Genomic DNA, 22,854 nt, shown 5'->3' on the forward strand with positions numbered 1-22,854 from the left:
AAGATATGGGCATTAATAAAAACCTTCATAAAGCCTATCGGCGATAATTATAGAAAACTGAAGAAAAAAACCTGCATTTACCAGAAAAAATAAGGTTAGTGTTTACTTTTAAAATCAGCGGTGATATACTAAGTTGCCTGAAACCCCACAGGGGGTCTTTTTATGTGTCGAAGTCATTGGTGCAAAATGCATAGAAATTTTGTGTTTGCGGCCTGATAATTGTTTTTGCAATAAGGCAATCAAGGGCAGAGGCTCGTAAGAACAGGCAAAGTATTAATAATTTTGAAAGGAGGTGTATTGATGCCAACGTTCAACCAATTGGTTAAATCAGGAAGACGTACTAAAAACTATAAGTCGACTTCACCGGCTCTTCAGCTGGGCATGAACACTCTTAAGAAGCGTGAGACAGAACAGTCCTCACCTCAGAAGCGTGGAGTTTGCACGGTTGTTAAGACAACAACTCCGAAGAAACCTAATTCGGCTCTTCGTAAAGTTGCCAGGGTTCGTTTGACAAACCAGATTGAGGTTTCAGCCTACATACCTGGTATCGGCCATAACCTGCAGGAGCACTCAGTTGTTCTGATTCGTGGTGGTCGTGTCAAGGATCTTCCCGGTGTTCGTTATCACATCGTCCGTGGAACTTTAGATACGGCCGGTGTTGCTAATCGTCAGCAGGGTCGCTCCAAGTACGGCGCCAAGAAACCTAAAGCCGCAAAAGTTAAGAGCTAACAGCTGCTGTCGGTTGGACAATTGTGATCATCAGTACACTGTCATATACCCAATATAGGGCGCATGGCATGTTCTGCACTGACACGGTCCAAAACGTGAGTACCTGTGGTATCGGGTTATAAAAACCCGCATTATCATGAGAGGAGGGAAGACAAGTGCCAAGAAAAGGCCATGTCCCAACAAGAGATGTACTTCCTGATCCGATCTATAATGATGTATCAGTTACAAAACTGGTAAATAACATCATGCTGGACGGAAAAAAGGGAGTTGCACAAAAAATAGTTTATGGTGCCTTTGATATTGTCAAAGAGCGTACCAGTCAGGAACCCCTGGAAGCCTACAAAAAGGCATTGGAGAACATCATGCCGGTGCTGGAAGTAAAAGCCAGACGTGTGGGTGGTGCCAATTATCAGGTTCCGATCGAAGTGAGACCGGAAAGAAGACAGACTCTTGGTCTGCGCTGGTTAGTAGCTGTCGCAAGAAAGCGCGGCGAACGTACCATGCGTGAAAGACTTGCTAATGAGATTATCGACGCATTGAACAGTACCGGTGGAGCTTATAAGAAAAAAGAAGATGTACATCGTATGGCAGAAGCCAACCGTGCTTTTGCTCATTACAGATGGTAACCTGCTAAGGGAAGGAGCTTTACCGAATGCCCAGAGAATTCTCGCTTGAAAACACGAGGAATATCGGTATCATGGCGCATATCGACGCCGGAAAAACGACTACAACCGAGCGTATTTTGTACTACACAGGTAGAATACACCGCTTGGGTGAGACGCATGAAGGTGCCGCAACCATGGACTGGATGGAACAGGAGCAAGAACGTGGTATAACTATCACTTCTGCTGCTACAACTGCCCAGTGGGATGGAAGACGCATAAATATCATTGATACACCAGGACACGTTGACTTCACTGTTGAAGTTGAGCGTTCACTGCGTGTACTTGATGGTGCCGTAACCTTATTCTGTGCCAAGGGTGGTGTTGAGCCTCAGACAGAAACAGTCTGGCGCCAAGCTGACCATTATGGCGTACCACGTATGGCTTTCGTCAATAAAATGGATATTATGGGAGCGGATTTTTACCGCGCTGTAGACATGATGAAAGAGCGCCTCAGAACAAATGCCGTGCCTCTTCAGCTGCCAATCGGCAAGGAAGAGACTTTTACCGGAATAATCGATCTGATCACAATGACAGCAAGAATATACGGTGATGATGAAGGCAAGGATATACAGGAAGTTGATGTACCTGAAGATATGAAAGATCTGGCTCAGGAATGGCGTGATAAAATGGTTGAGGCCATTGCCGAATCTGATGAAGAGCTGACCATGAAATATCTCGAAGGTGAAGAAATCACTGTAGATGAACTGAAGGTTGCGCTGCGTAAAGCAACGATCGCCTGCGATATAACACCTGTTCTTTGCGGAACAGCGTACAAAAACAAAGGCGTACAGATGCTGCTTGATGCAGTCATTAGTTATATGCCATCACCGCTGGATATACCTCCAATTACCGGTATTAACCCAGACACAGAAGAGGAAGAAACACGTCCTTCGAGCGACGAAGAGCCTTTTTCCGCTCTTGCATTTAAAATTATGACCGACCCTTATGTTGGTAAGCTCTGTTTCTTCCGCGTATATTCCGGTACACTTGATTCCGGTTCATACGTCAAAAATGCAACTAAAGGTAAGCGTGAGCGTGTAGGACGTATTCTGCAGATGCATGCTAATCACCGTGCTGAAATCGATAGAGTATATTCTGGAGATATCGCAGCAGCAGTAGGTCTGAAAGATACTACTACAGGGGATACACTTTGTGATGACAACCGCCCTGTAATCCTTGAATCAATGGATTTCCCAGAGCCGGTTATCTCAGTTGCTATCGAGCCCAAATCAAAAGCAAGTCAGGACAAAATGAACGTTGCTCTGGCAAAGCTTGCTGAAGAAGATCCGACCTTCCGTACATATACAGATGCGGAAACAGGTCAGACCCTTATTTCAGGTATGGGTGAGCTGCATCTTGACATAATTGTTGACCGCCTTTTCCGCGAGTTTAAGGTAGAAGCAAATGTTGGTGCACCTCAGGTTGCATATAGAGAAACAATCCGTAAAGCTGTAAAAGCAGATGGTAAATTTGTTCGTCAGTCAGGTGGTCGTGGTCAATACGGTCATTGTGTACTTGAAGTTGAACCAAGAGAACCAGGCGCAGGTTACGAATTTGTTAACAAGATCGTTGGGGGTTCTATTCCTAAAGAATATATTGCTCCGATCGATGCAGGTATACAGGAAGCTATGAATAATGGTGTTCTTGGTGGATATCCGGTTGTTGATGTAAAAGTAACAGTTGTTGATGGTTCCTACCATGATGTTGACTCTTCAGAAATGGCCTTTAAGATTGCTGGATCAATGGGCTTCAAAGAAGCTTGCCGCAAGGCGGATCCAACTTTGCTGGAACCACTGATGAGAGTCGATGTTGTTGTACCTGAAGAATACATGGGTGATGTTATGGGCGATATCAGCTCACGTCGCGGACGTATCGAAGGTATGGAAGCAAGATCCGGTGCACAAGCTATTACAGCTATGGTACCTCTTTCAGAAATGTTTGGTTATGCTACCGTATTGCGTTCACGTACCCAAGGTCGTGGAACATTCGTAATGCAGATTGACCACTTCGAAGAAGTGCCTAAGAGTCTGGTTGAGAAAATTCTGAAATAAGTCTTTGTTTCAAACAAGGAAGATCAGAATTTGTTCAGATCAGAAAACTAGATTTACGGCAGTTTGGCATGTTATATGTATTACAGAAATATTTGCTAAATCAGTAGATTTGTGTAAAATGATTTATAGCGGCTGAACTGCTAATGTAATAAATAAAAGAATAAAAAAGATCAATCAGCGAGTTGCTGAAAAAAGGAGGATTACTTCAAATGGCAAAGGCAAAATTTGAAAGAAACAAGCCCCATGTTAACATCGGAACCATCGGCCACGTTGACCATGGTAAAACATCATTGACCGCTGCTATAACCAAAGTTCTGGCTATGGGCGGTGCTGCTGAATATGCTGCATATGATAATATCGATAAGGCTCCTGAAGAGAGAGAGCGTGGTATTACAATTAATACTGCACACGTTGAGTATCAGACAGATGCACGTCACTACGCACATGTTGACTGCCCAGGACATGCTGACTATATCAAGAACATGATCACAGGTGCTGCTCAGATGGACGGTGCTATTTTGGTTGTATCAGCTGCTGACGGCCCAATGCCTCAGACACGTGAGCATATCCTGCTTGCACGTCAGGTTGGTGTTCCTTCAATAGTTGTATTCCTTAACAAATGTGATATGGCTGATCCTGAACTGATCGAGCTTACAGAGATGGAAGTTCGTGAGCTTCTTACAATGTATGATTTCCCAGGTGATGATACGCCTATCATCCAGGGTTCAGCTCTTGATGTTCTCGAGTGCGAAAGCACAGATGCCAGTGATCCAAAATACAAGTGCATCCATGAGTTGATGGAAGCTGTTGATACTTTCATACCTACACCTGAGCGTCCAACTGATCTTCCTTTCGTTATGCCTGTTGAAGACGTATTCACTATCACAGGTCGTGGCACAGTTGCTACCGGCCGTGTTGAGCGTGGTATCGTTAAAGTTGGCGACGCTATCGAAATCGTTGGTCTTGCTGATGAGCCTAAGAATACAGTTGTTACAGGTGTTGAAATGTTCCGTAAATTGCTTGATCAGGCTCAGGCCGGTGATAACATTGGTGCATTGCTTCGTGGTGTAACACGTCAGGATGTTGAGCGTGGACAGGTTCTGGCAAAACCAGGATCAATCAAACCTCATACCCACTTCACTGGTCAGGTTTATGTTCTGACTCAGGCAGAAGGTGGCCGTCATAAGCCTTTCTTCAACGGTTATCGTCCTCAGTTCTACTTCCGTACAACTGACGTTACCGGTGTAGCAGAGCTTCCTGAAGGCGTTGAAATGTGCATGCCTGGTGATCACGTAACAATTACTGTTAAACTGATCACTCCTATCGCTATGGAGCAGGGTCTGAAATTTGCTATCCGTGAAGGTGGTAAAACAGTTGGTTCAGGTACAATTTCAACAATTATAGACTAATTTGATTTAATCAGATCAGCTTTAATTCTAAAATAGAAAAGGATGTCTTGCGGCAGGTTACAAAATCTGCGAAGACGTCCTTTTTTGTTCGATATTTTTATAGTTTTTTCGTGCTTTATCTATATTCATGATATAATGTTACGCGATCAAATAAGAAAAAATATTAACTTATTTTCTTTTTGAAATATGCTAAAACAAGTCGTAAAGACTTTTAAACAGGTGATAGATTATGCCAGATGAGAACATTAAAAAAGAAAGAAAAAAAACATCAACTACTGCCAGATCAGGTGCAGCAAAAAAATCTGCTTCGACAAGAAAAACAGCCTCGGCGAAAAGGGTAAAATCTGCAGGTGAGTCTGCAGAAAAAGCTGCAAATATTAATCAGCAGCCTCCTCTTAGAATGCCTTTGGTTCCACTCAGAGGATTAACTGTTTTCCCAGGCGTCAGTGTTAGCTTTGATATAGGCAGGGATGGTTCAAAACTGGCCGTAGAAAATGCGATGGAACGAAATCAGGTAGTCTTTCTTTCAGCTCAGAAAACAATAGATGAAGAATGGCCTGAAGTTGATGAAATTTATGAAGTAGGCTGTGTGGCTCGCATTCGTCAGATTCTTGAGTTGCCCGGTGAATCAATGAAGGTAATGGTAGAAGGGAAAAAAAGAGCTCGTATTACTAAGGTAATTCAAGAAGATCCTTTCTATATGGTAGATGTAGACTATCTGACATTAACAGATGAAGAGCAGCATGATTCTACTTATATTGAGGCATATCGCCGCAAGCTTATGAGTGCTTTTGAAAAATACGCTCTGACTACTAATCGGTTTCCGCCGGAAACTGTTGTAGCTCTGGGGGCTATAAAATCACTTACTGTCCTTGCAGATACAATAGCAAGCCAGCTTAATGTTTCAATCGAAACAAAGCAGTATCTGCTAGAAGAAGATCTTGTACAGCATAGAGCTCAGGAATTGATTGTTATTTTGCAACGTGAACAGCTTATTTTTGAGCTGGAGAAAGATATTGAGTCCAAAGTAAGATTCAATTTAGACAAATCGCAGCGAGATTATTTTTTGCGTGAACAGCTTAAAACAATTCAAAGTGAATTGGGTGATCAGGAGAACTCTCAGCAAGATCAGGAAAACTGGAAAAAGCAACTGGGAAAAAGTAATATACCAGATGAGTACAAAGATAAAATACGTAAGGAAATAGCACGTCTTGGCAGAATGCCCGCAGGTTATCCTGAAGCATCAGTTTTAAGATCTTGGATAGAGCTTATTTTTGAGTTGCCATGGGGTAAAACAAATGAAGAAAAATTGAATCTTAAAAGAGCCAGAAGTGTTTTGGATAAGGATCATTATGGTCTGGAAAAAGTAAAAGAAAGAATTTTGGAATATCTGGCTGTTAGAAAGTTGAGAAATGAAGCAGGCGATTTGACGAATAAAGGTCCTATTCTCTGTCTTGTTGGTCCTCCAGGCGTTGGTAAAACATCTATTGCCAGATCCGTGGCTGAAGCTCTCGGACGTAAATATGTACGTATGTCTTTAGGCGGCGTAAGAGATGAAGCTGAAATTAGAGGACATCGCAGAACTTATGTGGGAGCTATGCCGGGGCGCATAATTAATGCGGTAAGGCAGGTTGGTACAGATAATCCGCTCATTTTGCTTGATGAAATAGATAAATTAGGCAATGATTTCAGAGGAGATCCTTCTTCTGCCTTGCTCGAGGTTCTCGACCCTGAACAAAATAATACTTTCAGGGATCATTATCTGGAAGTGCCTTATGACTTGTCAAAAGTCTTGTTTATAACCACTGCAAATTCTGCAGATACTATTCCGCAGGCTTTGCTTGACCGCATGGAGATTGTAAGATTATCAGGTTATACAGAAGCAGAGAAAATAGAAATTGCTATTAGACATTTGCTCCCAAATCAAATTAAGCAAAATGCGCTTTCCAGAAAACAGCTTAGCATAACAAGAAAGAGCATGGGTAGTCTTATTAGCTGGTACACAAAGGAAGCAGGTGTCAGGCAGCTTGAACGTGAAATAGCTCATGTTTGCAGACGAGCAGCTATTTTGATAACGGAAGGTAACGCAGATAAAGTAACAGTTACTCCGGCTAATATAGAAGATCTTATAGGTAAGAAAAAATTTAGATATGATCTTGCACAAGAGAAAGATCAAATCGGCATTGCAACTGGACTTGCATGGACATATGCTGGAGGGGATACCCTTACAATTGAAGTAAATGTTATGCCTGGAAGCGGCAAACTCGAACTTACAGGACAGTTGGGCGATGTCATGAAAGAGTCGGCCAGAGCTGCTGTAACCTATATAAGAACACGTGCAAAAGATTTAAATATAAGTGATGATTTTTCCAGCACAAAAGACATCCATATTCATGTCCCGGCAGGTGCTATTCCCAAAGACGGTCCTTCTGCCGGTATAACTCTGGCGACTGCTCTCGCTTCAGCACTTAGCGGCAGAGCCGTAAGGCATAATGTCGCGATGACAGGAGAAATAACTTTAAGAGGAAGAGTTATGCCTATTGGAGGTCTAAAGGAAAAAGTTATAGCTGCCAGCAGGGCGGGCATAGACACTATCCTTGTTCCACACGAAAATTTACGCGATACCGACGAGATTCCTGAAAGTGTACTAACAAAAGTAAAGATACACTATGTAGAGGATATGAATAAAGTTCTTGAACTAGCCTTGTTGCCTGCTAAATAAAGTTTTTAGATAAAAGTTTTATTTGCATTGGTCTAATTATGCAAAAAAATTAATCTTTTCGCAAAATTTATTTGTTATTTATTAACGATCCGGCAGAGCAAAACTGCCGGTTTTGTTAAAATGATGTCATGACAATTGATGTCGCGTGGTTATACAGCAATATATTGCTAATATAACAGTAATATAAGGATAACACCTACTATGCTATAATTTTACAAAGTGCATAAAAATGCATAGATGGAACAAATAAGTTTACAGAAACTGACCCTTTAAGGAGATTTCGAATGAGATTTGTACCTTCAGGCTGCCTGAGAAGAGGTATGATTTGTGCAAAAAAAATTCTTGGCAAAAACGGTGAGCTGCTGCTGAATAAAGGAGCGGTTATACATCAGACTTATATTTATCGTATTCGCGAATTAGGGTTTGCCGGAATATATATAGAAGATGATTACTCCGAAGGTATAGAATTTGTTGATATTATTTCTGAAACTCAGCGTGCAAATTCTGTTCGTGCTGTAAAAGATCTTTTTAGCTGTATAAATAATAATCAAGGGAATATAAAAGCAAAGATGCAGATGCTGCATAAAACAGTGGAAGACATAGTCAAAACAGTAATTGATAATAAAGATACTAATGTAAATCTACTGGATCTCAAAATCTTTGATGACTATACATATTATCATTGTGTAAATGTAGGGGTTTTATCTATCCTCATGGCAACACGAATGAAAATGGCTCCATCCAGAATACATCATTTAGGAATGGCTGCCATGCTTCATGACATAGGTAAGGTATTTATAAATAAAAACATTCTTAATAAAGCCGGTTTACTTTCTGATTACGAATTTGAAGAAATGAAAAGCCACAGCAGCAGAGGATTTGAATACCTTAGAATGGGATATAACAGTTTTTCGTCTGAATGTTTAAGAGCAGTTCTTGAACATCATGAAAGAGTTGACGGCAAAGGATATCCAGAAGGCAAAAAATCCAAAGACATCTCACAGTTTGCTAAAATTATTTCACTGGTGGATGTTTTTGACGCTTTGACCTCAGACAGGCCATATAGACCTGCGGTGCCTCCATCGGATGCTATTGAGTATATAATGGCAGAATCCAACAAAGCTTTTGACCCTGTTTTAACGCGCGTTTTTCTATCATGTATAATGCCATATTCTCCCGGATCGACTGTTCAACTATCAAATGGTTGGGTAGGTATTGTTGTTAAAAATTATTATGAAGCAAGCCTGCGGCCTATTGTACGTATAATACGCCATCAAACAAAAGAATTACCTGAAGATATTGCCTTTGTTCCTTATGACCTGGATTTGTTTAAGGATAGAGATAAATTCGATATAACAGTTATCGGCAATCTGGACAGATAGAATTTTCAATCAAAATCATGCGGGAATCTACTGTAGCACTCGTACAATCTATCGGTATCTCTCAGAAATTCGTCCAGCAACAGCGGTTCAAACATGGTGCCACGCTCCTGCTGCATTATAGCAATGGCTACATCAAAACTGTAAGCCGGTTTATAGGGGCGCTCAGATGTTAAGGCATCGAACACATCTGCTATCATAGCAATACGGGCAGAAAGAGGAATTTCTTGTCCTTTTGCTCCTGTCGGATAACCTTTACCATCCCAGTGTTCATGATGATACATTACAATCTCGATAGCCATATTGAAAAAATTACGACCAGTATCGGATAACCAGTGTTCGACTGATTTTAAGACCTCAGCTCCGTATAGGGGATGCTTTTGCATTTCTATACGTTCTTCATTGCTCAATTTTCCCGGTTTTAGCAAAATGCCATCTTTTTCTCCTACCTTGCCTATATCATGCAAGGGACAGAATCTTTCAAGCTGATTAATGAAATCGGTATTTATCTCTTCTACGTATATACCGGAATCTTTAAGCCAGACAGCAAGCTCTACCGCATATGCCGTCATACTGTCAAGGTGAGTTCCGGTATCTGCATCCCTTGCTTCTGTGAGTTTGGTGATAGAAAGAACATTACTGTAAACCAGACGGTCTACAAGTATATGCTTATCTATGCTTATAGCAATACTGCTGGAAATCGTTTTTAGAAAAACTACATGAGATGAAGCATAAGAGTCAATTTTTCTGGAAGCAAAGAATACAACCCCCATGGCTGTATCATGCAGAAATAAAGGTATTGCAACCAAAGAATTAATCCCTTGCTGCTGAATAGGATCAAGCATATCTCCGTCAGGTAAAGTTTTTACAGCTAAAAAAAGATTATTGAGAATATACATATCATCAGGTTTGTTCAAAAAGTCGTGGAGGAAACCTTGCGCATCGGCCCATATTGATTTTAATATATCTTCTAAAGCACTAAATGAACCATCGGAAGCAGTATATACCAAATCAGTTTTTTCGCCCTCGCGCCTGTAAAGTCCAACACTTATAAAATCATAAGGGATATAATTTGAAAAAGTAGTAAAAATATATCGCAAAGTTTCATTAAAGGAAACAGAACGATTAATATTTTCGATCAAGTGAATTATTTCTCTCATTCGATCAAAAGTCAAACTGATTTCTTTGGTGAGTTTTTTTACTTCTTTATCGGCAGTATAATTCCCGCTATTTTTTTTCAAATCGCTTTGATCAAACTTTTGGCTTACAGATACTAAGCCTGAAATCGAAAATTCCTTATATACTTGAGCCAGAGGAGTGATAATAATTCTTTTTAATAACATTATTCCCAAAATAATAGTGAAAAAACTTAGACCTATCATGAAAAAGGAAAAAAGCAGATTAGCCTGTGTGCTTTCTGCTAGTTGATCCCTAATCTGAGATGACATCAATTCGCTATCGGTTAAAAGTAGAGTTCCATTAGTTTTTATTTGTAAGAAAGCGCTGAATCCTTTATCACGTTCATCGATAAAATTTGCAGATTCGTAAGTGGCTGATACATCAAGCAAGGACTGAACATTTATTTGAAATTTATTCCAGAGCTGTCTGTGATGCAGCATTATCAAGGCAGGGTTACTATAAATACGGTTTAAATCAACAATTTCGGCATCGATTTTGATTTTCCCGCTTTCTAGTGCAATCATTATATTTTCATATTCATCCATTGAGTTTCCCAAGGATTTTTCCAGAGTATGAAGATTTCTGATTTCAAAATCATCAAACTCCTCATTAAAATTGCGATCAAGAAGATACCATAATTCCACACTATCTCTTACTATTTGCTGAGATAAAACCTGCTGTCTGGTAAAAGGATGTAGTAACAGACCTTTTTTCTGTTCATTTATGAAAGAAACTCTATATGTACTTATTAAAAAAACTGTAGCCAAAAAGGCGGCCAAAATAATAAGTACCAATCTTTTTTTGATAGCCTTAAGAAATAAAGTGCTTAAATTGCTCTCTAAATTTGACTCATTCAAAACCATAATCTCCTTTTTTGTCATTTCTATAATTGCAATAGATACAGGAGTGCTTTTGGCAAAATAATTAATCTATTTCTACGCAAAAGCATATAGGATATTTTCAAAACTAAAGTTCAATCAGCTTGCAAGATTAATAAACAGCCATTCATAGCTAGTCGATCTAATCTGTCCGGTCTCCGGCTCATAACTCTCATAATAAATTACCAGATCATGTCCTGCCAGCCAGACCTTATAGTGAAGATTGCCATAATAGGATCCTGTTTTTATCTCTTGATCCAAAAGGGTAATTTCTGCTTTACCATCTGCATCCAGCAAATCTATAGCTATTCTACCTTCGACGTTATTTACATTTGTTTGATTAGTTTCCTTAACTTTCATACCAACAAGCTTATCCTGGTATTGATGCAAACTATCATAAGGATGAGCGACTGATTTGATCTGATCTCCTGCTTGTGGATCATAGATCATAATCTGTTCCGTGGACTGCTCACCACTGGCAAATGGCCAGAAAACCTGAGCCTGAACTTTGCCACGATGGTAGAAAAAATCAATTAAATAATATTCGTCGCTATTTATGATTTCAAAATACTGGTCTGGGTGATCATATACCAGAAGTGTTGTACCGTCACCTTTTATTTGCTCATATAAAACCAGATCATCATAAGTCTTTACCCTCTGCAAAGCGTGATACATGCCGTTATCATACATGTTCTCTCCCAGATTATCCTGCCAGGGCGCAAGCTTACTATCTTCTGCTATTTCTCCTTCACGCATAAGCAAATATCGAACGAAAGGATATTCAGAATAACCAGGATATGCGATCTCAATCCTGGTTCCGTCGTTCATTTTATGGAACGAACAACCTATAGCATAATCAGGATCATCCATTCCAGGATATAAATTACCATCATCAGTAAAAATTATATGTTCTTCCTCATTTTTTAGATCAATTACTACAATTTCCATAGGCTGATTAAATCTGGAAGCGAGTATCCATTCATCATCAAGGACAGTACCATTGTTGATATTATGTAGAACAGTTTCACTTTTGTGGCCTTCATAATCTACGGCGATAACATCATAAACAAGATTGCCATCAGTATCGGTCATCGCTTCAGAAAGGCAGAAAATACGCTTTTCTGAAAAACCAATAATTGCGGTTACATCTTCCAATAGTAATTCATCTATTGTGGGAGCAACTAAACCTTCCCCCTGGCTTTTGTCTGTAAGATCATACCGGTGGTGTAAAGTATTGTTGTTAAGATCTATATAATAAAGCTGTTCACCAACAACCCATAGCAACGGATCAAGCATTTTAGAAATTCTTACAAACTCTTCTCCTTGCGGAGGTTCGGTAGTTGGTATTGTCTCGTCTGTGTCATCAGGAGCCGTAGTCTGGGGATCTTCTGTTAATGAAGGAGTATCTGTTTGATCAGAACCAGTGGTTTCACCACGCCATATTTGCTGAATATTTTCCCAGCCTTTGCTTAAGGAGTTGCAGCCTGCCAGCGTTGTTACGGCAAATATCATTACAAGAATAACAGCTATTAATAGAAATAATCTTTTATACATGATTGCCTTGTTAGCCATATGCACACAAATCTCCTCTCTCTTAGAAATCAGCAGAAAGCAAACTGCTTCGACAGCAATTAATTTGCTACTTTAACAGCATAACTATGCCCTGTAACAAAAAACGATACAGAGATATTATATTCTATATTAAAAATATAAGCTAGAACAGCTAGTACTAAGAGTTGGCACAATCAATGTTAAACGCCCGGTCTTTTAATATGAAGTCGACAAACCATAAGACCTGAAAGAATAACTGTTAAGAAAATTGGCAAAAAGCCGTGAAGAATAAGAGGTAATATACTGGCAAATGTGGTAATTGTGTCAGCAAGAAACTCATATGTATTTGTAGATGAAAAAAGGCCAAAAGAATCAATTATAACAATATATAAAGCAATAATTGCACCAGAAACAGTAACAGGAACTCCTGTGAAGGAATCAGCAGATTTAAGAACATGATATCTGGCTAGACGGTAAGCCCCTGCTATCGGATAAATACAAAGCAAAAGTCCTAGCAGAGGGCGATTTTGGAAAAATTGTGTACTGGCTATAAGCGCTGCAGGAGCAACACAAAATGAGATCAGATCTGCAAAGGAGTCCAGATAGCCTCCCAGTTCAGAAACTGAATTTAGCTTTCTGGCTACTTTGCCATCAACACCGTCAATGGCAGCGGCTAACAAAATTAAAAAGGCAGCGCCTCTCATTGAAAAATTAACAGAGTCATAAAATAAAGAACCAATAACAACAAGACCAATAAACAGATTGATCAGAGTAAGAAAATTAGGAATAAATGATTTTAGCTTAACAAAATCTGTTGCTTTACAGCAAAGATAAGCAATAAGGCCAACTAGAACCAGCACCCAGAAAGTGACAAAACGAAACATCATTGCCGCAGCTGCCGATTGCGCTGCCGAAAGGCCTGCAACAACAAGCAGACTAGTCATTGTTGCTTCAAAACCGCCCAGTCCTCCTGGGAAAAGAGGCAACATTGCGACCATATACGCAATAAATGTAATAGCAGTAATCAATATAAGACTTATTTTTACCTGTGGCAGCATAAAGTGCAGCAAGGCGATCATTTTTATCGGATACATAAGCCAGATTAAAATAGACAAAAGAAATTGTCTTACAAGAAATTTTCTATCTGCTGACATTTTTTCTAAATTTGCAAGACTGGAGTTAAAAAATTTACCAACCTTCGTGTCTTTTGATTTTTCTTTGTAAAACAGTTTTCTTAACAAGCCAGGTTTGAACATTGCAAATAGCATGAGTAAAATCAGAGCAATAAGAATCGGAACTACAAGATAAGATAGATATCCAGATCCGAGGCCTTCAAACTGTCGGGCAAGATAAAGCCATGAAAAAAGATTTATCAGAACAAAAGCGCTCATGCTGAAAAGCTTTTGAGCAGTGACAATTGAAACTGCCTGGGCAGAAGAACAATGTCCGAGTTTTTGCAGCAGCCAGACCCGCACAACCTCACCACCAAGTTTTGCACCCGGTGTGATTGACTCAGTTAAAGTTCCTTGCAGATTTATTCTGACCATTGTTCCGAAACGTACTTTACAACCCTGATGTCTGGATACCCAGAACCACTGCAGGTAAATCAGGGTTTGGGAAATAAACTGCAAAAACAAAACAGCCAGCAGCCCTTTTAGCCCTGTCTGATTAACATTTAAAACAAAAGCCTGATAATCAAACTGCTTTAAAAGAATTGCAAACAGTACGACTGTCAGTATCAGACCTGACAATTTTAGCAGTAATTGTTTTGACATAAAGTGCTGTACTCTCCAGATTCTTGCTTGTGTTATGCAGAGTGCGAGGACAATGAGCAAATAAACTGTCCTCCACAGGGCTATACAATCTTTGATATTTGTGTCTAGGCAATCTCACAAGTATTTTTGTGCCTGCTTTACTGTTTTCTTTAATGCGGGTAAAAATTCTATTCAACGGGGATAGCTGTGCTGCAAGGTGGATAATGGTAAAGGGTAAATCATTTAAATCACAACCATTCTTGCAAACTACCTTGATATGATCAGAAAAACCGAGATGATTAATTATATTTTTAGCAAAATTTGTGCACTTGCTGTCACAATCAATAATTGTTACTTCGGCTCCGGTAAGTTCATGTATCATAATTCCGCTAAAAGGGCATGGCCCACCACCTATGCAAAGAACATGGTCATTGCTGCTTATTCCGGCAAGAGCTATTTCCCGTTCGATGATGCTTTTATAATAAACTTTAGATAATCTATAAATTAATTTACTGCGACAAGCCATTTGTTCAATGGTCTGAGTCAGTGAAACCAGCTTAAGCACGAATAATCCCCCTCTGCTTTAGTATTGGTATTAGCTTTAGCTAACTTGAATCTGTTTTAATCTATTAATACTTTTGATAATCAGCTACACATATGTTGGTGCGAATTAGCTGCGGCTAACCTTGATAATAAAAATCAGCCTTGATCATATTGTTAAAACATATAGTCAAGGCTTAAATTCTTATATATCAGCGAATAAAAAGCTGACCAACCTGATTAATCAGGCCTCCGATGAGAAAAGCTGTGCCTGTTGTTGCAAGGCTTATAATAACAGCCGTTCTGGTTTTAAACTCTTTTGCCAGCACACCAAAAACTGATAAGCAAGGCAAATATAATAAAGCTACAGTAGCTCCTACAAAAATCTGCAGTCCGGTTAAATCTAGTGCTAATAAAGGAGCGGCAGCCATTTCGCGTCTTACAATTCCCAGCACAAGACCTATAACTGCTTCCTTGGGCATGCCAAGCCAACCACTCATAAACGGTTCAAGACGAATTGCCAACCAATCCAGAAGACCACTTTCTTTGAACAAGGCTGCTATAAGTATAGAAAGCATCATGGGTAATTCGGCTTCGTATAGAAAATGCCTCATTCTAATCCAGAGTTTTTTGCCATATGCTCCACGTTCGGGTATCAGCAGATTAGGCACTTCTATAATAAGAGGGTCTACTTTGCCTTTAAGTATTTTATTTGTTATCAAGGCTGTACAAACGAGAATTACAAGGCCTAGAAGAAGCATTAGGGCAAGCAGCCACCAGGAATGACTTCCCAGCAAACTGATCAAAGCTCCCGTCTGTGAAATGCAAGGAACTGCAAAACAGACCATAGTCGTTACAATTAATCTTTCCTTATGAGTTGTTGCATTTCTTGTGCCTATAATTGCAGGTACAGCACAGCCCAGTCCCATAGACAAAGTGATAAGACTGCCTCCCTGAATTCCAATCTTGCGCATCACATTGTCAAAAAGAATGCTGATGCGAGGTAGATAACCAGAATCCTCTAAAAAAGAAAATACAACATAGAATAGAAAAACATATGGCAAAATCAAAGCCAGAATCCATTCAAAGCTTATAACGAAGATGCCATATTCACCAACAAGAATATTCAATAAAATTCCTTCAGACAGAAAGCTTGTAAATAGATTTCTGAAAAAAGGTACTATTATCTGATTAACAAGTGGCAATAAAGCAACAGATCTCAAAGCTTTACCACCGCCGACTATGATTCCTAAAGAAACAATAATCACGAGCACGGCTATGGGTATACCTGGCCATGGCCTCATCATTTTTTCGCCAAGACGATCAAGACGGCTTAGTCTTTCTCCATCACTGGCTCTTTTGGTTGCTTTATCAGCAATTTCTTTTGACTGTTCCCAGAAAATGTTTGCTTTAGATTCAATTTCCGGCTGACCGGAATAAACTTCACCACTGTTTTTTTCAATAACATTTTCGAGCTCTATAAGAACCTCGTCAAGACCATCACCTTTAACGGCAACTGTTGGTATAACCGGGGCGTCCAGTTCTTCAGAAAGAAGTTTTTCGTCTATAACAATACCATGACGTCTTGCGACATCTGTCAAATTAAGGGTGAAAACAACAGGTACACCAAACTGTTTTATTTCTAATGCAAGTTTGAGATTGCGCCGGAGATTTGAAGCATCAAGAACACATAAAACTGCCTTAGCACCACAACTCATAAAAGTCGTGGCAACAGCTTCTGCCTCTGAAGTCGGGTTCATGGAATATGTTCCGGGAACATCGATAAGGGTATAGTTATGATCTCCGAGTTTCAGATTGCCTTCTGTATAAGAAACCGTAGTGCCGGCGAAGTTGGAGCTGACTACGTGTATGCCTGTCATTCTGGAAAAGAAGACACTTTTGCCGACATTAGGGTTCCCCATCAAAAGAATGATATCTTTGCCTTCCAGATCTTTACGATCAAGTTTAAGGTCGTGACAGGAAGACATATCAGTATACCTCCCTGACACAGATCTTTCTGGCCACATCTTTACCAATTGCTATTTTGCTATCATCAATGGTTACCAAAACAGGTCCGCCAAAAGAATAAGCATATTTTTTATAAACATATGCTTTAAGTCTGACTCCGAGACTTTCAAGCAAACCCGTATCAGGCATTTCGGAAATTTCGTACATTCTTTCAGCAGGAGCCTCATATAGATTGCTTACATCAGATGGCAATATTTTTGACTTTTTCTCCATTTATCAGATCACCCTTTCGGCAAATATCTTTGTGTATTTAAGTAATAAACAGTATTGTTTACTGTAGTTTACATCTAAGTTAGTATAGGCTAACAGAGCTTTTTCTGTCAAGTAGACAAATCCACATATAAAAAGCTAAATATGCAGCTATTCTAGTTTAATCCTATAAATGGTAGAATTAATTCGTGCAAAAGAGGGAGGTATAAAAGAGTGCAAACTAATCATAATCACCTGACCCGCGCTCTGATGTTTTTTGCTCTGCTTGTTCTGACAGGTATCATTGGCTATTCTATTTTGCTGCAAATAAATTTTCTTGATGCTTTATATATTACAATAATAACGATCTTTACAGTTGGTTACAAAGAAGTTGCCGATATGAATAACGCTGCTAAACTAATTTCTGTTTTTATAATTTTTGGAGGAGTTGCTCTTGTGGGATATACTCTGACAAATATTGTAGAATTTGTGACAGGAAATCAATTCAAAATAGCCTGGAGGATAAGACGCATGGAGAATAAAATAGATGCCCTTAAAGACCATTACATTGTCTGTGGCGCAGGAGAAACAGGTCAGAATGTAGCAATACAGTTTGAATTAGCCGGAGAGCCTTTTGTAATAATTGACAATAGAGAAGAAAAAGTAAAAGAACTAAGAGAGAAAGGCATGCTCGCGATACATGGAGAAGCAACCCATGAAGCTGTTCTTAAACAAGCTCAGATTGCTAGAGCAAAGGGTTTGGTAACCGCTTTGACTTCAGATGCCGATAACATATATGTTGTTCTAACAGCCCGGTATTTAAATAAGGATATTTATATAGTCTCAAGAGCAATAGAGCCACATGCACACGAAAAACTAACTATGGCAGGTGCAAACAGAACTGTTTCGCCAAATGCGATTGGTGGCAGAAGAATGGCAACTATGATGACCAAACCATCTATTTTCTCTTTTCTAGATGTTGTTACTTATGCAGGGGAAGATATTTTGAATCTGGAAGAAGTAGCAATAGAGAAAAACAGCGATCTTGAAAACATTAAAATAAAAGATGCAAAAATTTCAGAAAAAACAGGACTGATAATATTATCCATAAAGAAAGCAAAGACCGGTCAAAAAATTAATTCAAATGAAAAAGTAGATTCTGAGTATGTGAAAAAATCTCTGAACGATAAATCCATGATTTTTAATCCCGGACCGGAAGAACTTCTTGAACAAGGAGATTCAATGATTGTTCTAGGAAGTACAGACCAAATAAAAACTCTAAAAGAAATAGCAAAAAGCATACGAAAAAGTTAAATTTTTCAATTGATCTTTCTTAATATTTGACATAAATGTGTGAATCATTTCTATATTAACTGAAACAATATCATTATATTCTTAAGCCTGAAAGAGATCTTCCAATTAATTTGGTTGGTTCTTTGAAAGGTGGAGTTGATATTGGAAACAGTTGTAAATATTTTAAAGGTTATTCTTGAATTTATCAAAAACTACTGGCCTCAAATATTAGTTGTTATTAGCTGCATAGCATATTATGCTTTTTTTGAGGTTTTTTCTGAATCAATGGAAGAAGATCATGGAGTTTCTCTTAAAAAAATCCCTTTAATCTCTATGATGCTTCCTATCATCATTGTTTTTATTATACCTTGGCTTTCCAGCGGTGCATGGATTGACCCGCTGGGTTTGTACGGAGAGGTTGAACTACCTTGGCAAGAGGCTGTTATACAAATTTTGCTGTATTGTGTACCCTCGATTATACTTTCCTACATATATTTGCTTATAAGAACAAAAAAACCGCTTAAATCGCTTGCCGCAGTGGCGATCACTTTTCCTGCTGCAGTACTTGTAATAGTGTACTTAATTATTACACTTTTCATAAAGTTGATTCTTTTAATTATAGGTGCTTTGGCTGGAGCCGGCTTTGAACAAACACAATCTTCAGGAGGTTCAGGACATTATCAGCAAACATACAAATGTCCCAATTGCAATACAAGTCTAGGTACGGTTTCACCCTCTTCCTGCCCTACTTGCGGAGCTAATTTTGGTTAACAAAAATTGCTGAGTTGAAAAAATTCTCAGAAACCTTCTAATTAAGGCTTTTTCACCATTGTTGTTCAATCCTCTTATTTTGTAAAGAGTATTTACGAATTTGCAAAAACATGCTAATCTTAAACCATGGGAAAGTAATTTCAAAATAAGGAGAATTGAAAATGGATAATACACAAAAAGACTTCTATCGTCAGAAGGCAATGGAATACTTTAATCAAGCGAAAATTATTCTTACAGAAGATGAAAAAAATAATCTGGAATTCGCAGATTTTGGACTAAATGAAATAGAACAAACCGGCTTAATTCTGATTACATATGTGAATACGGCAAAAGTTTGTGCCAAGGAGTTGGTTTTACTGCCCGGTATGACTTGTCCTGAGCACCGTCATCCTGATATCGGAGATACAGATGGTAAAGAGGAAACTTTCCGCTGTAGAGCAGGAGAAGTATATTTATATGTGGAAGGTGAAGCGACTGCAAATCCGAAAGCCACTCCTCCGAAAGGTAGAGAGAAAAATTACACAGTCTGGCATGAAATTGTCTTAAAGCCAGGTGAACAATATACTTTGATGCCAAACACAAAACATTGGTTCCAAGGTGGTCCCGAAGGCGCTATTGTGTCAGAATTCTCAACAACCAGCAGAGATGACAAAGATATCTTCACAGACCCCGACATTATTAGATAAATATCGCGATTGTAACAAGAAATAAATAGCGGTAGAAATTAGTGTCTACAATTTTTTTCGAGACTTTTTGTCGCTGTACATCGATTTATCGGCTAGGTGAAGCATTTGCGAAAGACTCCAGTTTTTTGGATCATCGCAATCTGTCGAAAGAGTGTAGCCTACAGAAATACCCAGCTCAAAACTTTTGCCGTCAAAAACAAAAGGTTGATCAAAGCTTGATTTAATACTTGCGGCACGGTTTTGAGCTGTTTTTTTGTCTCCCCTGACCACGAGAACAAATTCATCACCTCCAAGCCTTGCTATTAAATCATCATGGGTAAGACAGTTTTCCAATCTAGCTGCCGCAAGCTGCAAAATTCTGTCCCCTATATCGTGCCCGTAGCGGTCATTTATAGATTTAAAACCATCCAGATCACAAAAAAGCAATGCCCATTCAAAATCCTTTTTGTTTATTTTGGTTGCCATTTCATGCAGCAGGCGCCTGTTAGGCAGCTTTGTCAGAGCGTCATAGTTTGCAAGCTTATAATAATCATTTGCCAGCTTTGAATATTTTTTTCTTTCCTCCTGAAGATCTCTAATAAGGTTTTTTCGCTCGCTGATATCGTGGAAACTCATTACTACACCGAGATGACCAAAGCGGTCTTTTTCAGCCAAAGCAGCAGAAAAAATCACTTCTATTTTTTCTTTGCTTGCAGTAACAAAAAAAGTTTCAATATTTTTCGTCTTTTTTTCTGTTTGCAACAAGCGGAAAAAATTTATAGCTGCTGCTTTATCATTTACAAAATTGAAAATATGTTTATCAATAATTTGCTCGCGATCAATCTTTAATATTCTGGCTGCTTCCAAGTTGCAATGTACAATTTTACCATTAAGATCTAGCATCAAAATACCCTCTGAAATTGTATCAAAAATAAGATGTGAACGATCTCCCAGAGGTAAGGAAAAGAACTTCAATCTTTCTGTTTCAAGCATATTGCCAATTAAAGCAAACGGTAGAAAAAGAACAGCAATTGGTGGTATAAAAGCACCAAATAATGGCAAAATAAGATCTGTAAAACCACCAAACAAAAATACAGTACAGAAAAGAATCAGAATAGTGTAGATTCTTTTGGACATCTGCGGATTATTATTTTTCCTGCTCCAGAAAATAATGCTTAGAAAGCCGGCTCCAAAATAAAGAAAAAAAGTAATTATATAAATCCATAATTTCCAGGAATAAATATCATTAACATATGCAAAACCAGTTCCCACAGACGCTGCCCTTAAATCAGTTGCGACAGCAGTAGTAGAACCAGTCCAGTTCATTATGAGCAAAAGGCAGGGAACAGCATAAAATAGTAAATAAACTGCGTAATTTGGCATTTTCTTTAATCTGTCGGTTATAAGCAAATAATAATATGAAGATGCTGCCGGAAAGGCTGCCCAGCCTATAGCAGAAAATCGATGCCAGAACCAGGCCGTTTCAGCATCCGGTGCCAGATAATAAAGACTCATAGCAAAAGCCCAGATCCCCAGATGTATTGTGGTCAGAAAAGCAGCCCACACTGACTGTCTTGCGATTCCAAGGCGAAAGCAGTTATAAGCTAGAATCATGTAGCAAATAAAAACCCCAAATGATATGAGCGATAATAATTGCATTAAAGATTTTTCTCCTGTACACTACCGATTTCAAAAAATATTAATCGGATCTCTGACATTTAAAATAACTATCAATTATGGTAGAAGTTGCAGAAAGAGCAGCTGTTTTATCATCATAAACGGAAGCCATTACCTGTACTTCATGAACTCTTCCTACCAGGGATCTTTGTCTGATTCTGCTTTGAATAAGGTCGGTTAACAACTTAGGGCGATAGTTTAGTTCTCCATAAAGAACAATTGCATCAAGATCAAAAAGATTGACTGCATTGACCAGAGCTGTGGATAGCCATTCTGCAATCTGTTCAACAATTGCCAGCGGACGGCCAATACCATTGTAGGCAAGATCAACGATTACCTCATAATTATCAAAACCAAAAAATTCTTTTAAGGCAGCCAAAGTGGCATATCGTTCAAGACAACCGTAATTACCGCAGGTACAAGGTCTGCCGGTTCCTTCAATACTGGTATGCCCCAACTCACCTGCAAAACCACCAAAGCCACGATAAATTTGCCCGTTACTGATCAGACAGCTACCAATCCCGCGAGAAACAGTGACATATAAAATATGCTTAAATTGATGCATTTTGCTTTCGCACTGATAATATTCGCGCATCGCCAACAAAACAGCATTATTATCCAAGCTTATATCTGGAAATTTTATTTTACCGTCAAGCAGTTCAAATTCGAAATTTCTGACATGATCAACAACAGGGAAATTATGAAACATATCAAAATCGATTGGCGCCAATATTTTTCCATTATCAAGATCAAGCGGGCCGGGGCTGCTAATCCCTATACCGACCAACCTGTTGGAAGAAATTCTGCGCCTATTAAGAAACCCCTGCATAGATGATCTTGACCATTCCAATATTTCATCTGCTGAAGAAAAAGAAGATGTAGCGGTGCTTTTGTGTTCGAGAGCCTTCCCCGAAAGGTCGGTAAGGACAACGGCTGTTTCATGTCTATGCAAGGCCAGACCCAAAGCATATTTATGATCAGCAACTATTTCCAGCAATATTTGCTTGCGCCCTCGGCCTGTCTGCAGTGATCTAGTCTCACAAATCTGCCCCTCTGCTATTAGATCCTGCACAATCATTGTGACAGCAGAACGAGTCAGAGAAGTAGCGTCAGACAATTGCGCACGCGAATGCGGGCATTTCCGAATTTCGTTCAATATCAGAGCCCTGTTGTCACTTTTAAGTGATTTAATATTGGAAGCCTGCATTTTCATCGTAAAACCCCACAAAAAACATATTAAGTAAATATATTATAACAGTACAAGCAAAAGCAACAAGTGACTTGTGACAAATTGTTCCAAGATCTCGTGAAGTGCTGGATAATTGACGGTATTTAGATTGACAATATATAATGCGGATGCTTATGTTAAATAAT

The 22,854-nt window shown here is 39.0% G+C and carries 17 protein-coding genes; 9 read left to right on the top strand and 8 right to left on the bottom strand.

Annotated features, from left to right (window positions below; all coding sequences use genetic code 11):
• Window positions 1-300: 300 nt before the first annotated feature.
• The 6 genes from rpsL to AC0KSB_RS09580 all read left to right on the top strand — a co-directional run bounded on the left by rpsL (window position 301) and on the right by AC0KSB_RS09580 (window position 8,958).
• Window positions 301-729: a 30S ribosomal protein S12 gene (rpsL, locus tag AC0KSB_RS09555; protein ID WP_472308651.1), complete on the top strand. Its 429-nt coding sequence runs from the start codon at window positions 301-303 to the stop codon at window positions 727-729.
• Window positions 730-884: 155 nt separating this feature from the next.
• The gene (rpsG, locus tag AC0KSB_RS09560; protein WP_472308653.1) at window positions 885-1,355 is read left to right on the top strand and encodes a 30S ribosomal protein S7; all 471 of its coding nucleotides are present in this window, start codon (window positions 885-887) and stop codon (window positions 1,353-1,355) included.
• 26 nt (window positions 1,356-1,381) lie between these two features.
• A complete protein-coding gene (gene fusA, locus AC0KSB_RS09565; RefSeq protein ID WP_472308655.1) occupies window positions 1,382-3,445 on the top strand; it encodes an elongation factor G in 2,064 nt (687 codons plus the stop codon).
• 209 nt (window positions 3,446-3,654) lie between these two features.
• Window positions 3,655-4,854 (top strand): elongation factor Tu, encoded by a 1,200-nt coding sequence (gene tuf / locus AC0KSB_RS09570; protein WP_472308657.1) that lies wholly within the window; start codon window positions 3,655-3,657, stop codon window positions 4,852-4,854.
• A 229-nt stretch (window positions 4,855-5,083) separates the two neighbouring features.
• Complete coding sequence (lon, locus tag AC0KSB_RS09575; protein ID WP_472308659.1) at window positions 5,084-7,576, top strand: endopeptidase La; 2,493 nt, start codon at window positions 5,084-5,086, stop codon at window positions 7,574-7,576.
• A gap of 284 nt (window positions 7,577-7,860) precedes the next feature.
• Window positions 7,861-8,958 carry an HD-GYP domain-containing protein gene (locus tag AC0KSB_RS09580; RefSeq protein ID WP_472308661.1) on the top strand — a complete coding sequence of 366 codons (1,098 nt, stop codon included), beginning with the start codon at window positions 7,861-7,863 and terminating at the stop codon, window positions 8,956-8,958.
• A gap of 5 nt (window positions 8,959-8,963) precedes the next feature.
• Here the strand turns inward: AC0KSB_RS09580 and AC0KSB_RS09585 are convergent, their stop codons facing one another.
• The 6 genes from AC0KSB_RS09585 to AC0KSB_RS09610 form a co-directional block, all read right to left on the bottom strand.
• Entirely contained in the window at window positions 8,964-10,991 is a 2,028-nt protein-coding gene (locus AC0KSB_RS09585) for an HD-GYP domain-containing protein (protein ID WP_472308663.1), read from the bottom strand.
• 120 nt (window positions 10,992-11,111) lie between these two features.
• Entirely contained in the window at window positions 11,112-12,584 is a 1,473-nt protein-coding gene (locus tag AC0KSB_RS09590) for a hypothetical protein (protein ID WP_472308665.1), read from the bottom strand.
• 179 nt (window positions 12,585-12,763) lie between these two features.
• Window positions 12,764-14,338, bottom strand: a complete 1,575-nt coding sequence (locus AC0KSB_RS09595; RefSeq protein ID WP_472308667.1) for a flippase-like domain-containing protein — start codon at window positions 14,336-14,338, stop codon at window positions 12,764-12,766.
• Complete coding sequence (locus tag AC0KSB_RS09600) at window positions 14,259-14,882, bottom strand: class I SAM-dependent methyltransferase (protein ID WP_472308669.1); 624 nt, start codon at window positions 14,880-14,882, stop codon at window positions 14,259-14,261. The genes AC0KSB_RS09595 and AC0KSB_RS09600 overlap by 80 nt, the downstream gene beginning before the upstream one ends.
• A gap of 187 nt (window positions 14,883-15,069) precedes the next feature.
• Window positions 15,070-16,845: a FeoB small GTPase domain-containing protein gene (locus tag AC0KSB_RS09605; RefSeq protein WP_472308671.1), complete on the bottom strand. Its 1,776-nt coding sequence runs from the start codon at window positions 16,843-16,845 to the stop codon at window positions 15,070-15,072.
• A gap of 1 nt (window position 16,846) precedes the next feature.
• Window positions 16,847-17,098: a FeoA family protein gene (locus tag AC0KSB_RS09610; RefSeq protein ID WP_472308673.1), complete on the bottom strand. Its 252-nt coding sequence runs from the start codon at window positions 17,096-17,098 to the stop codon at window positions 16,847-16,849.
• Window positions 17,099-17,308: 210 nt separating this feature from the next.
• On the opposite strand from AC0KSB_RS09610, the gene AC0KSB_RS09615 reads away from it, so the two are divergent.
• From AC0KSB_RS09615 to AC0KSB_RS09625, 3 genes are all read left to right on the top strand, one after another.
• Window positions 17,309-18,388: a potassium channel family protein gene (locus AC0KSB_RS09615; protein WP_472308675.1), complete on the top strand. Its 1,080-nt coding sequence runs from the start codon at window positions 17,309-17,311 to the stop codon at window positions 18,386-18,388.
• A gap of 141 nt (window positions 18,389-18,529) precedes the next feature.
• Entirely contained in the window at window positions 18,530-19,138 is a 609-nt protein-coding gene (locus AC0KSB_RS09620; RefSeq protein WP_472308677.1) for a hypothetical protein, read from the top strand.
• 161 nt (window positions 19,139-19,299) lie between these two features.
• The gene (locus tag AC0KSB_RS09625; RefSeq protein ID WP_472308679.1) at window positions 19,300-19,824 is read left to right on the top strand and encodes a D-lyxose/D-mannose family sugar isomerase; all 525 of its coding nucleotides are present in this window, start codon (window positions 19,300-19,302) and stop codon (window positions 19,822-19,824) included.
• Between the two features lie 45 nt (window positions 19,825-19,869).
• Here AC0KSB_RS09625 and AC0KSB_RS09630 read toward each other — a convergent pair whose 3' ends face one another.
• Window positions 19,870-21,462, bottom strand: coding sequence for a diguanylate cyclase domain-containing protein (locus tag AC0KSB_RS09630; RefSeq protein WP_472308681.1), 1,593 nt, complete (start codon window positions 21,460-21,462; stop codon window positions 19,870-19,872).
• A gap of 40 nt (window positions 21,463-21,502) precedes the next feature.
• The gene (locus AC0KSB_RS09635; protein ID WP_472308683.1) at window positions 21,503-22,693 is read right to left on the bottom strand and encodes an ROK family protein; all 1,191 of its coding nucleotides are present in this window, start codon (window positions 22,691-22,693) and stop codon (window positions 21,503-21,505) included.
• Window positions 22,694-22,854 lie beyond the last annotated feature (161 nt).

The sequence above is a fragment of the Ercella succinigenes genome (assembly GCF_900002895.1).

Excerpts from the sequence above, each read along its gene's own strand:
- AC0KSB_RS09590 (WP_472308665.1), bottom strand. The coding sequence starts at position 12,584 with ATGGCTAACAAGGCAATCATGTATAAAAGATTATTTCTATTAATAGCT.
- rpsL (WP_472308651.1), top strand. The coding sequence starts at position 301 with ATGCCAACGTTCAACCAATTGGTTAAATCAGGAAGACGTACTAAAAAC.
- lon (WP_472308659.1), top strand. The coding sequence starts at position 5,084 with ATGCCAGATGAGAACATTAAAAAAGAAAGAAAAAAAACATCAACTACT.
- AC0KSB_RS09610 (WP_472308673.1), bottom strand. The coding sequence starts at position 17,098 with ATGGAGAAAAAGTCAAAAATATTGCCATCTGATGTAAGCAATCTATAT.
- fusA (WP_472308655.1), top strand. The coding sequence starts at position 1,382 with ATGCCCAGAGAATTCTCGCTTGAAAACACGAGGAATATCGGTATCATG.
- AC0KSB_RS09630 (WP_472308681.1), bottom strand. The coding sequence starts at position 21,462 with ATGCAATTATTATCGCTCATATCATTTGGGGTTTTTATTTGCTACATG.
- tuf (WP_472308657.1), top strand. The coding sequence starts at position 3,655 with ATGGCAAAGGCAAAATTTGAAAGAAACAAGCCCCATGTTAACATCGGA.
- AC0KSB_RS09635 (WP_472308683.1), bottom strand. The coding sequence starts at position 22,693 with ATGAAAATGCAGGCTTCCAATATTAAATCACTTAAAAGTGACAACAGG.
- AC0KSB_RS09625 (WP_472308679.1), top strand. The coding sequence starts at position 19,300 with ATGGATAATACACAAAAAGACTTCTATCGTCAGAAGGCAATGGAATAC.
- AC0KSB_RS09595 (WP_472308667.1), bottom strand. The coding sequence starts at position 14,338 with ATGTCAAAACAATTACTGCTAAAATTGTCAGGTCTGATACTGACAGTC.
- AC0KSB_RS09605 (WP_472308671.1), bottom strand. The coding sequence starts at position 16,845 with ATGTCTTCCTGTCACGACCTTAAACTTGATCGTAAAGATCTGGAAGGC.
- AC0KSB_RS09580 (WP_472308661.1), top strand. The coding sequence starts at position 7,861 with ATGAGATTTGTACCTTCAGGCTGCCTGAGAAGAGGTATGATTTGTGCA.